Raw genomic sequence first — 12,972 nt, 5'->3', positions numbered from 1 at the left:
GACAGGTGTCGTCGGAAGACCGCGCCCGGGCCGTAGGCCACCCCGTACAGTGGAAGGGTGTCCGCTCTCCATCTCACGCTCATCGGCAAACCCGGTTGTCACCTCTGCGACGATGCGCGTGCCGTGATCGACGAGGTCGTCGCCGGTCTTCCCGCCGACGCTCCGGCGATCGAGCGGGAGGAACTGTCGATCCTCGACGACCCGATCCTGCACGACCGCCACTGGGAGGAGATCCCCGTCGTCCTCATCGACGGCAAGGTCCACAACTATTGGCGCATCGATCCCGACCGCTTGCGGGCGGCCCTGCTCGCCGGCTGAGTCGTCGGCCCAGCCGCCACCGTCCCGACCCATTGGAGTCCCCGTGACCATCCGCCACATCGTCAGCTGGAAGCTGGCCGCCACCGACGAGACCGAGCGCGACGCCGCCTTCGCCACGATGCAGGCGGAGCTGGAAGGCCTCGCCGCGGTCATGCCGGACGACATCGAGAGCCTGCAGGTCGGGCGCAACATCGCGTACCCGGAGAGCAACTGGGACGTCGTCCTGGTCGGCGACTACCCGTCCCTCGAGGCGCTTGAGCGGTACCAGGTGCACCCGGAGCACGTCCGCGTGGTGCAGATCGTGCGTCAGCTCGTCGTCGAGCGCTCCGCCGTGGACTTCGAGCTCGCGCGCTCCTGAGTCGTCAGTGACGGACCCCCTCGACGGCCGTGCCGTCGAGGTCGTCGTCGCGCCGGATCACGGCCGAGTAGCCCGCCGACTCCATGAGTCCCGCCGTCCGCTCCGCTTGACGCGTGCTGGTCTCGACGACGAGGTGGGCGCCAGCGGGGAGCCACTCCGACGACGCCGCGATGAGTCGCCGCTGGACGTCGAGGCCGTCCGCGCCGCCGTCGAGCGCGATCACCGCCTCGTGGTCGCGAGCCTCCCTCGGCATCAGGGAGATCGAGGCGCTCGGGACGTACGGGGCGTTCGCGACCAGGACGTCGATGGACCCGCGGAGACGGTCCGGCAGGCCACCGAAGAGGTCGCCCGCCACCACGGTCCCGCCGAGTGGCGCCAGGTTGCGACGGGCGCTCCGCACCGCGACCGGGTCGATGTCCGACGCCCAGAGCTCGAGACGGCCCGGCCACTCCGCGAGCAGCGCAGCACCGACCGGGGCGACACCGCAGCAGAGTTCGACCACCGTCGCGCCCTCGTGCAGGTGCGCGGATGCGAGCTCCACCAGGAGACCCGTCCGCTGGCGCGGCACGAAGACCCCCTCGTCGACGACGAGCCGATGGCCTCGGAACGCCACCCAGCCGAGGAGCTGTTCGAGCGGCCGGCCGTCGACACGGGCCCGGACCATCGCTTCGAGCTCTTGCGGATCCGTCGCCTCCGCGAGGAGGAGGGCCGCCTCTTCCTCGGCGAACACGCACCCCGCGTCGCGCAGGCGCCGGACGACGGCGTCGGTCGCTGCACCCATCACATCGCACCCCTCGATCAGACGATCGAGGTTACCCGGCCGGCGGTGTCCGAGCCACGGACGGGACCGTCGGACTCGTCGCGGCTGTGCTCAGAGCTGTTCGGCTGCCGCGAGCACGCCGGGCAGCCAGGCGAGCGCGACGTCCTTCTTGCGTTCGAAGCCACCGTCGTCGTGGAGCCCGAACTCGCCGAAGCGGGTGGCCCCGTTCTCCGTCAACAGGGCGTCGAGCAGGGAGCTGCCCTGGTTGTAGGTGTCCTCGTAGCTGCTGTCGCCGAGACCGAAGATGGCGTAGCGGATCCCGTCGAGGTCGGTACCCGACTCTTCGAGCGCCTCGTAGAAGATCTGGCCGGTCTCACCGAGGAGGCCGTCGCCGTACGTCGAGGTGATGAAGATGTGGATCTCGTCGGCCGAGAGCTCGTCGGGGGACACGTCGCCGAGGTCGACGACGCGCCACTCGTGCTGCGAGCCGATGGCCTTGCCGAGGTCGTTGGCGAGCCGTTCGGCGTTACCGGATTCGGTTCCGTAGAGGATGACGATCTTCATGGATGTCCTCTCTACGGGGCGAGGCGGGTCGGGCCGCGGAACAGGTAGGTCACCTCGCGGATCGAGGTCTCGTGCAGCATGAGCATCAGCACGCGGGCCAGGCCCATGCCGAAGCCGCCGTGCGCCGGGACGCCGTAGCGGAAGAAGTCGAGGTAGAACTCGAGCTCCTCGGGCTCGAGGCCCTTCTCCTTCGCCTGCTCGATGAGCACCTCGACGCGGTGCTCACGCTGTGCACCCGTGGAGATCTCGACACCGTTGTAGATGAGGTCGTAGCTGTTGGTGAGCGAGCCGTCCTCGCTGTTGCGCATGTGGTAGAACGGCCGGATGCTCGAGGCGTAGTCGGTGAGGAAGACGAACTCGTGGCCGTAGGTCTCCTTGACGTAGGCCGCGATCTGGCGCTCGCCCTCGGGGTCCATGTCGTCGTCGGCACGGGGCACCTCGTAGCCGCGCTCGGCGACGATGCGCTTGGCCTCGGCCAGCGGGATGCGCGGGAACGGACGGGAGGGGACCTCGAGCTCGATGCCGAAGAGTTCCGCGATCTGCTCGCCGTGCTTGGCCTTGACGGCCGTGAAGCCGGCGACGAGGAGCTCCTCGTGCAGCGTCATGACGTCCTCGTGCGAGTCGATCCAGCTGATCTCGGCGTCGACGCTCGTGAACTCGGTCGCGTGACGGCTCGTGAACGAGGGGTCGGCGCGGAACGCGGGTCCGACCTCGAACACCTTGCCGAAGCCGGCGGACTGCGCCATCTGCTTGAAGAACTGCGGTGACTGCGCGAGGTACGCCTTGCCCTCGAAGTAGTCGACCTCGAAGAGCTCGGCACGCGACTCGCTCGCGCTCGCCATGAGCTTCGGGGTGTGGATCTCGATGAAGTCGTTGTCGATCCAGTACTGACGCAGCGCGTGCTCGAACGTGGTCTGGATGCGGAAGATGAGGGCCTGCTTCGGCTGGCGCAGGTCGAGGAAGCGCCAGTCGAGGCGCTTGTCGAGTGAGGAGTCCGCCGCGATCGGCGTCTCGGGGTTCGCAGCGGTGACGACGTCCAGGGTGGCCACCTTGACCTCGATGCCACCGAGCTTGACCCGCTCGTCGTGCTTGAGCTCGCCGGTGACGGTGATGAAGGAGCCGTGCGCGAGGGCTGAGATGGCCTCCGTGGTGGCGAGGCGCTCGGCGGAACCCTCGACCTCGGGGTCGAGCTCCCGGACGGCCGGGTTCACCAGCTGCACGGCGCCGCTCTCGTCCCGGAGGACGACGAACTGCACCTTCTTCTGGTCGCGGACGGTCTCGACCCATCCGGAGACGGTGACGGGACCGTCGGACAGGGCGGCCAGGTTCTTCACAACGACGCGTTCACTCACCCCGACAGCTTAGCCGTCGCTCGTCGTTCGGATCCGGACGGAGGTCACGGTGAATCCGCAGCTTGGGGAAACGTACACTTGGAGGGTGGTAGCCGACCAGATCCATCTCGTGCGTCACGGCGAGGTGCACAACCCTTCTCGTGTGCTCTACGGTCGACTCCCCGCGTTCCGGCTGTCAGAGCTCGGCGAGCGCATGGCTCAGGCCGCCGCCGACGACCTCGTGAGCCGCGACCGCCCGATCGGCGCCCTGTATGCGTCGCCGCTGCAGCGCACGCAGGAGTCCGCCGCCCCGGTCGCCGCCGCCTTCGACCTCGCGATCGTCGCCGAGCCCCGGGTCATCGAGCCGTTCAACGAGTTCGAGGGCAAGCGGATGAGCCGTGCGCTCAAGAACCCGCTCAACTGGGCCAAGCTCCGCAACCCGTCCCGGCCGAGCTGGGGCGAGCCCTACGCGTCGATCGTGAACCGCATGACGGCCGCGATCGAGGACGCCTGGCGGGCGACACCGTCGGGCGATGTCGTCCTCGTCAGCCACCAGTTGCCGATCTGGATGATGCACAGCTCCGTGGTGGGCGCGCCGTACCGTCACGACCCCCGCCGACGCCGGTGCGCACTGTCGAGCATCACCTCCTTCGAACGCACCGAGCACGGCTTCCTGGAGGTCGGCTACGTCGACCCGGCAGCACGTCTCGCGTCCGGCGCCACCGATGTCGGTGCCGTCTGATGGCCCGCAGATCGAGGACGTTCGCCGTCGCCGCCGTGTTGGCCGTCGGGGCACTCCTGCTGACGGCCTGCGGCAGCGACCCGCTCGCGGACCAGTACCGCGAGGGCAGCAGCAAGGGATACGTCGCGGGTGACGGCAGCGTGACCGAGGTCGCCGTCGAGGACCGCGGCGAGCCGATCACCTTCTCGGGCGTCGGCGAGGACGGCGAGCAGATCTCCTCCACGGACCACGCCGGCCAGGTCATCGTCGTGAACTTCTGGTACGCCGCTTGCGCGCCGTGCCGTGCCGAGGCGAAGGACCTCGAATCGTTGAACGCCGACTACACCGGCAAGGGTGCGACGTTCATCGGGGTCAACGTGCGCGACACGGCCGACACGGCGAAGGCCTTCAACGGCACCTTCGGCATCACCTACCCCTCCATCCTCGACGTCGACAGCGGCGAGGCGAAGCTCGCGTTCACCGGCAACGTGCCGCCGAACGCCGTGCCGACCACGATCGTCCTCGACGCCGAGGGACGGGTCGCCGCGCGCATCCTCGGGCAGCTGCAGGACCGCACCATCCTCGACACCCTCATCCGCGACACGATCGCCGAGAGCTCCGCAGAGTGAGCCCGGGCGAGCTCGTCTACGGCGGCCAGCTCCTCGTGGCGATCCCGATCGCCATCGCGGCCGGTCTGCTGTCGTTCCTCTCGCCGTGCGTGCTCCCGCTCGTCCCCGGCTACCTCGGGTACGTCGGCGGCATGACGACGGTCGAGGAGGGGCGGTCCGCGGCCGGGCGCCGACGCGTCCTGCTCGGCGTCAGCCTCTTCATCCTCGGGTTCACCGTCGTGTTCGTGGCGATCGCCGCGTTCGTCGGCACCGTCGGCGCCTGGGTCGTCGAATGGGAGGGCGTGATCACCCGCGTCCTCGGCGCGGTGGTCATCCTCATGGGGCTCATCTTCATCGGACAGTTCTCCCGGCTCCAGCGGACGGTCCGCACGAGTTGGGCGCCGGCGACGGGCATCGCGGGTGCGCCCCTCCTCGGCTTCGTCTTCGCCATCGGGTGGACCCCCTGCCTCGGTCCCACGCTCACCGCGATCAGCGCCCTCTCGCTCTCCGGCGGCTCCGCCTGGCGAGGCGCCCTCCTCGGCCTGTTCTACTGCCTCGGCCTCGGCATCCCCTTCCTCCTCGTCGCGCTCGGACTCGGTTGGGTCACGGGGTCGCTGGCGTTCCTCAAACGGCACATCCGCACGATCAACATCGTCGGCGGCGTGCTCCTCATCGTGATCGGCGTGTTGATGGTCTCTGGTCTCTGGTCCGCATGGATGTACTCGTTGCAGGGGGTGATGAGCGGCCTTGTCACGCCCCTCTGATCACATCGATTCCGTCGCCCCGGCTCCGGCCGACGGCGTGAACCAGCCGAAGCTCGGCTTCGTCGGGTGGCTCCGGTTCTTCTGGCGCCAGCTCACGAGCATGCGCACGGCGCTCTTCCTGCTCCTCCTCCTCGCGATCGCCGCGGTCCCCGGCTCGCTCGTGCCGCAGCGGTCGAGCGACCCGAACGGTGTCACGCAGTACTTCACCGACAACCCGGACCTCGCGCCGATCCTCGACAAGGTCCAGGCCTTCGACGTCTACAGTTCGGCGTGGTTCTCCGCGATCTACCTCCTGCTGTTCATCTCGCTCATCGGTTGTGTGATCCCGCGGACGAAGCACCACTGGCAGGCACTCCGGTCCCGCCCGCCCCGCACGCCGGCGCGCCTGTCCCGGCTCTCCGCGTTCGAGCGCCGCAGTGACGACAGCGGGGCGACCCCCACCGAGCTCATCGACGACGCGACGAAGCAGCTGAAGCGGCAGGGCTACCGGGTCGAACGCTACGACGCCGAGGGCTCCGCGTCCGTATCGGCCGAGCGCGGCTTCCTCCGTGAGACCGGCAACCTCGTCTTCCACTCGGCGCTCGTCGGCATCCTCGTGACGGTCGGCTTCGGCGGCGGCTTCGGGTTCTCCGGGCAGCGGGTCCTCGTCGAGGGACAGACCTTCGTCAACACCCTGCTCGACTACGACTCCTTCAACCCGGGCCGCTTCTTCAACGAGTCGGAACTCGCGCCGTACAAGCTGACGCTCGACGAGTTCGGCGTGACGTACGAGACCGAGAACCTCGACGCCTACGGTCAGGCGATCGACTACCGCGCCAAGGTCACCGCGACCTCACCCGGTGGGAAGCCGCAGGACGCGACGATCAAGGTCAACGACCCGCTGCGGTTCGAGGGCACCGACGTGTACCTCCTCGGCAACGGCTACGCGCCGACGATCACGGTCCGCGACCCGGAGGGCAAGGTCGTCTTCAGCGACTCGATCCCGTTCCTCCCGCAGGACGCGCAGCTCACCTCGCTCGGCATCGTCAAGATCCCGGACGGACTGGCCGAGCAGCTCGGCATGATCGGCTTCTTCTACCCGACGCAGGCCGCGTCCAAGCCGCCGTTCTTCTCCTCGTACCCCGACCTCGCGTACCCGGTGTTGACGCTCAACGTCTACTCCGGCGACCTCGGCATCAACGCCGGCGCCCCGAAGTCGGTCTACGCGCTGGACGTCGACGACATGAAGCAGCTCACGGGTGGCGACACCGGCGTCGAATCCATCGAACTCTCGCCCGGTCAGATCACCGACCTGCCGAACGGGCTCGGGACGGTGTCGTTCGACAACGTGGCCGCCAACCCGTCGACGGAGAACTACGCTGGCTCGGTCAAGCGGTTCGCCTCGTTCGACGTCCACCACGATCCGACCCAGCTGTGGGTGCTCGCGTTCGCCATCCTCGCGTTGTCCGGCCTCATCACCTCGCTGTTCGTCGCCAGGCGCCGCGTGTGGGTGAAGGCCGTGGCCGGTGCCGACGGCTCGGTCTCGCTCGAATACGCCGGCCTCGCCCGTGGCGAGGACCCCGGCCTCGAGGCCGCGGTCGAAGCGATCGCGGAAGCCCACAGCCCAACGCCTGTCCCGTCCGAACCCGAAGGTAGAATCGCCCCGTGACCCTCGTCGAAATCTCGAACCTCTGCCTCTGGTCGGCTGTCGCCGTCTACGCGCTGGCGTTCATCGCCTTCACGTTCGACCTCGCGCGCCGGAGCGCCGAGGTCACCGCGGCGATCGACGCCGCCGAACGCGAGCGCGTCGCGCAGCCCGCTGCCCAGGAACGCGTCGGTGCCCTCGCCAACGCGAACGGCGGTTCGGTCGCGCCGATCAGCACGAGCGACGGCGTGGTCCGCAAGTCCCGCCGCCCGGCGGACGAGCCCGAGCAGCAGGCGTCGCGCAAGTCGCCGAGCCTCCGGGTCGGTGTCTCGCTCACCGTCATCGCCTTCCTGCTCCACCTCGTGGCGGACGTCACGCGAGGGATCGCCGCCGGTCGTGTCCCGTGGGCGAATATGTACGAGTTCGCGATGACGGGCACGCTGCTCATCGTCGCCGTGTTCCTCGTCGTCATCACGCGAGTCGACCTCCGCTTCCTCGGCAGCTTCGTCATCGGTCTCGTCACGGTCCTGCTCGGCCTCGCGACGGCCAATTTCTACGTCGAGGTCGTCCCGCTGCCACCGGCGCTGCAGTCCGCCTGGTTGGTCATCCACGTGTTCGTCGCGAGCCTCGGCACGGCGTTCTTCGCGATCGGCTTCGCGCTGAGTGTCGTGCAGCTCCTGCAGGGACGCCGTGAGCGCCGACTCGGGCTGGTGCAGCCCGCGCAGAGCTCGGGGCGACTCCGCTTCCTGCTCACCCTGCCGAACGCGGAACGCCTCGAGAACCTCGCCTACCGCGTGAACATCATCGGGTTCATCTTCTGGACGTTCACCCTCATGGCCGGCGCCATCTGGGCCGAGCGGGCCTGGGGCCGGTACTGGGGCTGGGACACCAAAGAGGTGTGGACCTTCATCATCTGGGTGATCTTCGCCGGGTACATCCACGCGAGGGCGACCCGCGGTTGGCGCGGATCCCGGGCGGCGACGCTCGCGATCATCGGCTTCAGCGCCGTGATGTTCAACTTCGTCGTGGTCAACGTCTTCTTCAAGGGCCTGCACGCCTACAGCGGCCTGTAAGCGGGACCGGTCCCCGAAGCGGCCCCTGACCCCGGTCCCTGAACCCCTCCACCGATCCCTGAGCCTGTCGAAGGGCGGGCGTCAGCCGATCAGGGCGTGCGTCCGTCGCAGCCGGTCGAGCCACCAGGCGGTGCGTTCCGGAGACGCGGTGAAGTGGTCGAGGAGGTCGACGTCGACCTCCACGCGTCGCACCGCGATGCCGCCGTCCACCGGGTCCAGCGCGCTGGTGGTCACATCGCCGCCGAGCAGCGCGGTCGTCCCGAGCCCGCAGTCGTAGTCGAGTTCGGGCAATGCTGCTGCAAGGTGGGCTCCCATCGAGATCCCGACCGAGGTGTCGAGCGCGCTGGACACCACGATCGGCAGTCCTGCCTCCCCGGCGATGCGCAGTGCCGCGTGGACGCCGCCGAGTGGCTGCGCCTTGACGACCAGCAGGTCGGCGGCTCCGGCACGAGCGACGGCCAAGGGGTCCTCCGCCTTCCGGACGCTCTCGTCGGCCGCGATGGGGACGTCCAGGGAGGAGACGCGCTCACGGATCTCGGCGAGCTCGGCGACGGTCGCGCACGGCTGTTCGACGTACTCGAGGTCGAACGGTTCGAGGGCACGGATCGCGTGCTCGGCCTCGTCGACGTTCCAGTTCGTGTTGGCGTCCACTCGCAGCCGGCCCTCCGGTCCGATGGCCTTCCGGACGGCGGCGACGCGGTCGACGTCGTCGGCGAGCACCTGGCCGCGTTCGGCCACCTTCACCTTCGCGGTCCGGCAGCCGGGGAAGCGGGACAGGATCGCTGCGACGTCGTCCGCGCCGACGGCGGGGACGGTGGCGTTGACGCGGATGCGGTCCCGGTTGAGCGCAGGGGACGCCGACCAGCCGAAGTCGATGGCGGCTCGAAGCCAGGCGGTGGCCTCGTCGTCGTCGTACTCGACGAAGGGGGAGAACTCCGTCCATCCCTCCGGCCCGCGGAACAGGACGGCTTCGCGGGTGTCGATGCCGCGGAAGCGGACGCGCAGCGGGATCGAGACCACGCGGGCTGTGGCGAGGACGTCGTCGATGGTGGCGAGCATGCCCCTATCCTGCACCCTCCGATGCGCGGCCCCTCGGGGAGCCGGTGGACGGTCGTGACACAATCGGACGCGTGCCGCTGTTCTCCCGACGCAAGCCGACGCCCGGTGGTGGCCGTGGTGTGCCCGCGGATGAGCCGGGGACGTTCAGCGTGCCGGAGCCGATCTTCGAGTCCGTCGCCGAGTCCGAGCCCGTCGAGCTGCCCGACGGCCCGGTCGAGGCCGACGCCGAGGCGTCCGGGCCACGCGACCCGAACGCCCCGCCGGTCCCCGGGGGATCGCCGGCCGCACCGCTGACGAGCCCGCCCGCCGTCGAGCCGGGATCCGCGTCCGAACCGACGGCGGAGGATCTCGAGGCGGCGACCGCCCGGTTCCGCCGCCCGGGTTCGCGCGGACGGCAGAAACGAGCGAGCCCGTCGGCTCGCCGCGCTCGAAGGGCCGCGCGATCGGACGCTGCCCGGTCGAAGGCCGCGCGCCCGAAGACGCCCGTCGTGGTCTCGGACGCCGTCGATCCCGAATCGGAGGCTCCGGCCCGCCGTGACGCGGCCGCGCCGGGCGCTCGCACATCCCAGCCGGCGCGGCCGGGCGGCTCGGCCTTCTCCCCAGCGATGTTGCTCCTGGCGGTCGTCGCCGTGACCCTCCTCGCCGCCCTGCTCGCCGTCGTGTACCGACCGGGCGAGGGCGCCTGGGCGGTCGTCACGGCGCTCGTCGTCGTCGGGCTCGTCCAGCTCGTGCTGGTGGTCGCGAGCATCGTCGTGATCCGACGGAGGGCACGCCGCGCGGGCGTCGTGGCGCTCGTGCTGCTCCTCGTCGTCAACCCGGTCACGGCGATGACCGTCGGCGGCCTCGTGTTCGACCGGTCGGGCGGCCAGTCCGCTGCCGGCGGCGCGCGCGAGGAGGACCACGACCCCATCTGGGACACCTATCCCGGCTCCGCCTACGTGGACGCCAAGGAGACCCTTGACGGACCGAGCTACGAGGCCTTCGTCGACCGCTCCGAGACGGTCCTCTCCGACATCCGGACCGCCCTCACCGCCGAGTTCGGCTTCGAGTGGGTGGAGCGACAGCCGGCCGAGAGCGAGCTCGACCACAACGGCTACGGCGGCGACTCGATGCTCTACGAGTACACGGCACCGGTGTGGCAGACGACCACGACCGTCCGCACCTTCGACGAGAAGTCGCGGGTCGTCGAGATCATCCGCGGGGTCCTGTTGCGCTCGGGCATCGCGAACCTGGACCTGCAGAACGCGCCGTCGTCGTGGCGCGAACCCGGCGAACTCACGGAGCAGTACGGCGGCGAGACGCTCGACACCCAGGCGCTCTGGGACCTCCACACCTACGGCGCCATCACGAGCGCGGGGAGCTTCGGCGCGAGCATCGTCGACCTCACCCGCGACCGCGCGGGGACCGTCGCGAAGGACCGCCAGTTCGACGTCACCGCGGGCATGGCGCTGGAGGGCATCGAGTTGCACCTCGACTCCTACGCGCTCCTCAAGGAGGCCGACCGTGCGGACTACCTCGCGGCCCTCGAACCCTACGCGGACCTCGACAAGCCGAAGTAGTGCCTAGGCTGGACGCATGAGCGATCGTGTGTCCGAACTGTTCGACCCGGAGATCTGGGACGTCGTGCCGGGGTTCGAGGACCTCACCGATCTGACGTACCACGTCGCGCGCGAGGGCGGCTTCGTCCGCATCGCCTTCGACCGTCCCGAGGTGCGCAACGCCTTCCGCCCGCACACCGTCGACGAGTTGTACCGCGCGCTCGACCACGCGCGGCAGAGCCCGACGATCGGGGTCGTGCTGCTCACCGGCAACGGGCCGAGCGCGAAGGACGGCGGCTGGGCGTTCTGCTCGGGCGGCGACCAGCGCATCCGCGGTCGCGACGGCTACCGCTACGCGAGCGACGACGCCGCCGACGACGAGACGGCGAGCGGGATCGACGCCGCACGCAACGGCCGACTCCACATCCTCGAGGTGCAGCGACTCATCCGGTTCATGCCGAAGGTCGTCATCAACCTCGTGCCCGGCTGGTCGGCGGGAGGCGGACACTCGCTCGGCGTCGTGTGCGACCTGTCGATCGCGAGTCGTGAGCACGCACGCTTCAAGCAGACCGACGCCGACGTCGGCTCCTTCGACGCCGGGTACGGCAGCGCCTACTTCGCCCGCCAGGTCGGACAGAAGTTCGCCCGCGAGGTGTTCTTCCTCGCGCAGGAGTACGACGCGGAGCGCGCGCTGCAGGCCGGTGCGATCAACGCCGTGGTCCCGCACGCCGAGCTCGAGCAGACGGGTGTCGCCTGGGCGCGGACCATCCTCGGCAAGTCGCCGACGGCGATCCGCATGCTGAAGTTCGCGTTCAACGCCGTCGACGACGGCCTCGTGGGCCAGCAGGTCTTCGCCGGGGAGGCCACCCGGCTCGCCTACGGCACCGATGAGGCGGTGGAGGGTCGGGACGCGTTCCTGGAGAAGCGCAGCCCCGACTGGGCGCCCTTCCCCTGGCAGTTCTGAGGCGGTCGTGCGGCGCGGCACCCGGCGTACGCTGAGGGGATGACCCGTCCGCTGCATCCCGTCGAGGCGACCGCGTCGGCGATCTCCTCGGCGCTCGAGGCGGCGCTCGACGGATCCGGACCGGCAGTCCTGCCGGTGCAGACCGGGGTCGTCGCGCCGCCGCCCACCGCCGCGCCGGTCTCGGTCGACGACCGGGTCGCGCTCGTCATCGAGACCTCGGGCTCGACCGGTGTCCCGAAGCGGGTGGCGCTCACGGCGGACGCCCTGCTGGCGAGCGCGAACGGCTCCGCGACGGCGCTCGGCGGGACCGACGCCGATGGACGGTCCTCCCAGTGGATCCTCGCGCTGCCGGTGCACTACATCGCCGGCGTGAACGTGCTGCTCCGGTCCATCGTCGCCGGGACCACGCCGATCGAGCTGCCGGCCGGATCGTTCGACCCCCACGTGTTCTCGCGACACGTCGAGGCGATCTCCGCCGACGCGGGCTTCGCAGCGCTCGTCCCCGCGCAGCTGCGACTCCTCGTCGAGGCGGCGGAGCAGAGCGACTCGATGCGCGACACGCTCCGCGGCTTGGCGGGGCTCCTCGTCGGGGGCCAGGCCACCCCGCGAGCGCTCCTCGAACGGTCGGCGTCGCTCGGCCTCCGCGTCGTGCGGAGCTACGGCTCCAGCGAGACCGCCGGTGGCTGCCTCTACGACGGGGTGCCGTTCCCCGGCGTCGAGGCGCGCCTGTCGAACGGCGAACTCCTCCTCGCCGGGCCGGTGCTCGCGGAGGAATACCTCGGCGAACCCGACCGCACGACCGCCGCGTTCCCACACGAGGGCGGGCGCCGGTGGTACCGCACCGGGGACACGGCCGAACTGACGGACGGCGTCGTGCGGGTGACCGGTCGCGCGGACAACGTCATCATCAGCGGCGGCGTCAACATCTCCCTCGACCGTGTGCAGGCGGCCGTGCGGTCGGTGCCCGGCCTCGCCGAAGCGGTCGTCGTCGCCGTCGCCGACGAGCGGTTCGGTCAGGCCTCGGTGATCGTCGCCGAGCGCGACCCCGCTGTCGAGGGACGGGCGGACGACGTGCTCCTCGAGACGGCCAGGAGCACGGTGGCCGAGGCGCTCGGACGCCCGGCACGCCCCGCGCGGCTGGTGCGTGTGGACGAGCTGCCGCTCCTGGCGAGCGGCAAACCCGACGTGGTCGCGCTCCGCGCACGGCTCGGCTGACGCCAGACGGGACGCCCCCGCCGACGCTTCCCTTCGCCGTGCCGTGGCGGTGGTTTGCGAGTCGTTCTCGCATAC

The 12,972-nt window shown here is 70.2% G+C and carries 14 protein-coding genes; 10 read left to right on the top strand and 4 right to left on the bottom strand.

The genetic code is table 11. The annotated features are described in order from the left end of the window. Positions 1 to 57 precede the first annotated feature (57 nt). Positions 58 to 318: a glutaredoxin family protein gene (locus tag ASE44_RS01520; protein ID WP_056013899.1), complete on the top strand. Its 261-nt coding sequence runs from the start codon at positions 58 to 60 to the stop codon at positions 316 to 318. Between the two features lie 43 nt (positions 319 to 361). Beyond that, on the top strand, positions 362 to 676 hold the full coding sequence (locus ASE44_RS01515) for a Dabb family protein (protein ID WP_056013904.1): 315 nt from the start codon (positions 362 to 364) through the stop codon (positions 674 to 676). 4 nt (positions 677 to 680) lie between these two features. On the opposite strand, the gene ASE44_RS01510 is transcribed toward ASE44_RS01515, so the two are convergent. The 3 genes from ASE44_RS01510 to aspS all read right to left on the bottom strand — a co-directional run bounded on the left by ASE44_RS01510 (position 681) and on the right by aspS (position 3,352). Continuing rightward, positions 681 to 1,457, bottom strand: a complete 777-nt coding sequence (locus tag ASE44_RS01510) for a putative protein N(5)-glutamine methyltransferase (RefSeq protein ID WP_056776744.1) — start codon at positions 1,455 to 1,457, stop codon at positions 681 to 683. Positions 1,458 to 1,547: 90 nt separating this feature from the next. After that, entirely contained in the window at positions 1,548 to 2,000 is a 453-nt protein-coding gene (locus ASE44_RS01505) for a flavodoxin domain-containing protein (protein ID WP_056013909.1), read from the bottom strand. Positions 2,001 to 2,011: 11 nt separating this feature from the next. Continuing rightward, positions 2,012 to 3,352, bottom strand: coding sequence for an aspartate--tRNA(Asn) ligase (gene aspS / locus ASE44_RS01500; protein ID WP_056013912.1), 1,341 nt, complete (start codon positions 3,350 to 3,352; stop codon positions 2,012 to 2,014). An 85-nt stretch (positions 3,353 to 3,437) separates the two neighbouring features. Here aspS and ASE44_RS01495 point away from each other — a divergent pair, with 85 nt between their 5' ends. Genes ASE44_RS01495 through ccsB form a run of 5 tightly spaced genes read left to right on the top strand, consistent with a single transcriptional unit; the run spans position 3,438 to position 8,121 of the window. After that, positions 3,438 to 4,073: a histidine phosphatase family protein gene (locus ASE44_RS01495; protein ID WP_056776740.1), complete on the top strand. Its 636-nt coding sequence runs from the start codon at positions 3,438 to 3,440 to the stop codon at positions 4,071 to 4,073. Continuing rightward, positions 4,073 to 4,681 (top strand): TlpA disulfide reductase family protein, encoded by a 609-nt coding sequence (locus ASE44_RS01490; RefSeq protein ID WP_056013919.1) that lies wholly within the window; start codon positions 4,073 to 4,075, stop codon positions 4,679 to 4,681. Before ASE44_RS01495 ends, ASE44_RS01490 begins: the two co-directional genes overlap by 1 nt. Beyond that, on the top strand, positions 4,678 to 5,424 hold the full coding sequence (locus ASE44_RS01485) for a cytochrome c biogenesis CcdA family protein (protein ID WP_056013922.1): 747 nt from the start codon (positions 4,678 to 4,680) through the stop codon (positions 5,422 to 5,424). Before ASE44_RS01490 ends, ASE44_RS01485 begins: the two co-directional genes overlap by 4 nt. Further along, complete coding sequence (locus tag ASE44_RS01480) at positions 5,408 to 7,072, top strand: cytochrome c biogenesis protein ResB (protein ID WP_056776737.1); 1,665 nt, start codon at positions 5,408 to 5,410, stop codon at positions 7,070 to 7,072. The genes ASE44_RS01485 and ASE44_RS01480 overlap by 17 nt, the downstream gene beginning before the upstream one ends. Continuing rightward, positions 7,069 to 8,121 (top strand): c-type cytochrome biogenesis protein CcsB, encoded by a 1,053-nt coding sequence (gene ccsB, locus ASE44_RS01475; RefSeq protein WP_056013928.1) that lies wholly within the window; start codon positions 7,069 to 7,071, stop codon positions 8,119 to 8,121. Before ASE44_RS01480 ends, ccsB begins: the two co-directional genes overlap by 4 nt. Before the next feature lie 81 nt (positions 8,122 to 8,202). Here ccsB and ASE44_RS01470 read toward each other — a convergent pair whose 3' ends face one another. Further along, positions 8,203 to 9,180 carry an o-succinylbenzoate synthase gene (locus ASE44_RS01470; RefSeq protein WP_056776734.1) on the bottom strand — a complete coding sequence of 326 codons (978 nt, stop codon included), beginning with the start codon at positions 9,178 to 9,180 and terminating at the stop codon, positions 8,203 to 8,205. Positions 9,181 to 9,251: 71 nt separating this feature from the next. Here ASE44_RS01470 and ASE44_RS01465 point away from each other — a divergent pair, with 71 nt between their 5' ends. Genes ASE44_RS01465 through ASE44_RS01455 form a run of 3 tightly spaced genes read left to right on the top strand, consistent with a single transcriptional unit; the run spans position 9,252 to position 12,897 of the window. Next, complete coding sequence (locus tag ASE44_RS01465; RefSeq protein WP_056776731.1) at positions 9,252 to 10,739, top strand: hypothetical protein; 1,488 nt, start codon at positions 9,252 to 9,254, stop codon at positions 10,737 to 10,739. Between the two features lie 16 nt (positions 10,740 to 10,755). Beyond that, positions 10,756 to 11,682, top strand: a complete 927-nt coding sequence (locus tag ASE44_RS01460; RefSeq protein ID WP_056776729.1) for a 1,4-dihydroxy-2-naphthoyl-CoA synthase — start codon at positions 10,756 to 10,758, stop codon at positions 11,680 to 11,682. A 39-nt stretch (positions 11,683 to 11,721) separates the two neighbouring features. Then, positions 11,722 to 12,897 carry an AMP-binding protein gene (locus ASE44_RS01455; protein ID WP_082455613.1) on the top strand — a complete coding sequence of 392 codons (1,176 nt, stop codon included), beginning with the start codon at positions 11,722 to 11,724 and terminating at the stop codon, positions 12,895 to 12,897. The last annotated feature ends 75 nt before the right edge of the window (positions 12,898 to 12,972 follow it).

The sequence above is a fragment of the Plantibacter sp. Leaf1 genome, assembly GCF_001421315.1.
Lineage (GTDB): Bacteria > Actinomycetota > Actinomycetes > Actinomycetales > Microbacteriaceae > Plantibacter.
This window is presented reverse-complemented; position numbering and strand designations above follow the sequence as displayed.

What these genes read in the sequence shown, in the direction of transcription:
- ASE44_RS01510 (WP_056776744.1), bottom strand. Translation starts at nt 1,457, where the DNA reads ATGGGTGCAGCGACCGACGCCGTCGTCCGGCGCCTGCGCGACGCGGGG.
- ASE44_RS01505 (WP_056013909.1), bottom strand. Translation starts at nt 2,000, where the DNA reads ATGAAGATCGTCATCCTCTACGGAACCGAATCCGGTAACGCCGAACGG.
- ASE44_RS01490 (WP_056013919.1), top strand. Translation starts at nt 4,073, where the DNA reads ATGGCCCGCAGATCGAGGACGTTCGCCGTCGCCGCCGTGTTGGCCGTC.
- ASE44_RS01470 (WP_056776734.1), bottom strand. Translation starts at nt 9,180, where the DNA reads ATGCTCGCCACCATCGACGACGTCCTCGCCACAGCCCGCGTGGTCTCG.
- ASE44_RS01460 (WP_056776729.1), top strand. Translation starts at nt 10,756, where the DNA reads ATGAGCGATCGTGTGTCCGAACTGTTCGACCCGGAGATCTGGGACGTC.
- ASE44_RS01455 (WP_082455613.1), top strand. Translation starts at nt 11,722, where the DNA reads ATGACCCGTCCGCTGCATCCCGTCGAGGCGACCGCGTCGGCGATCTCC.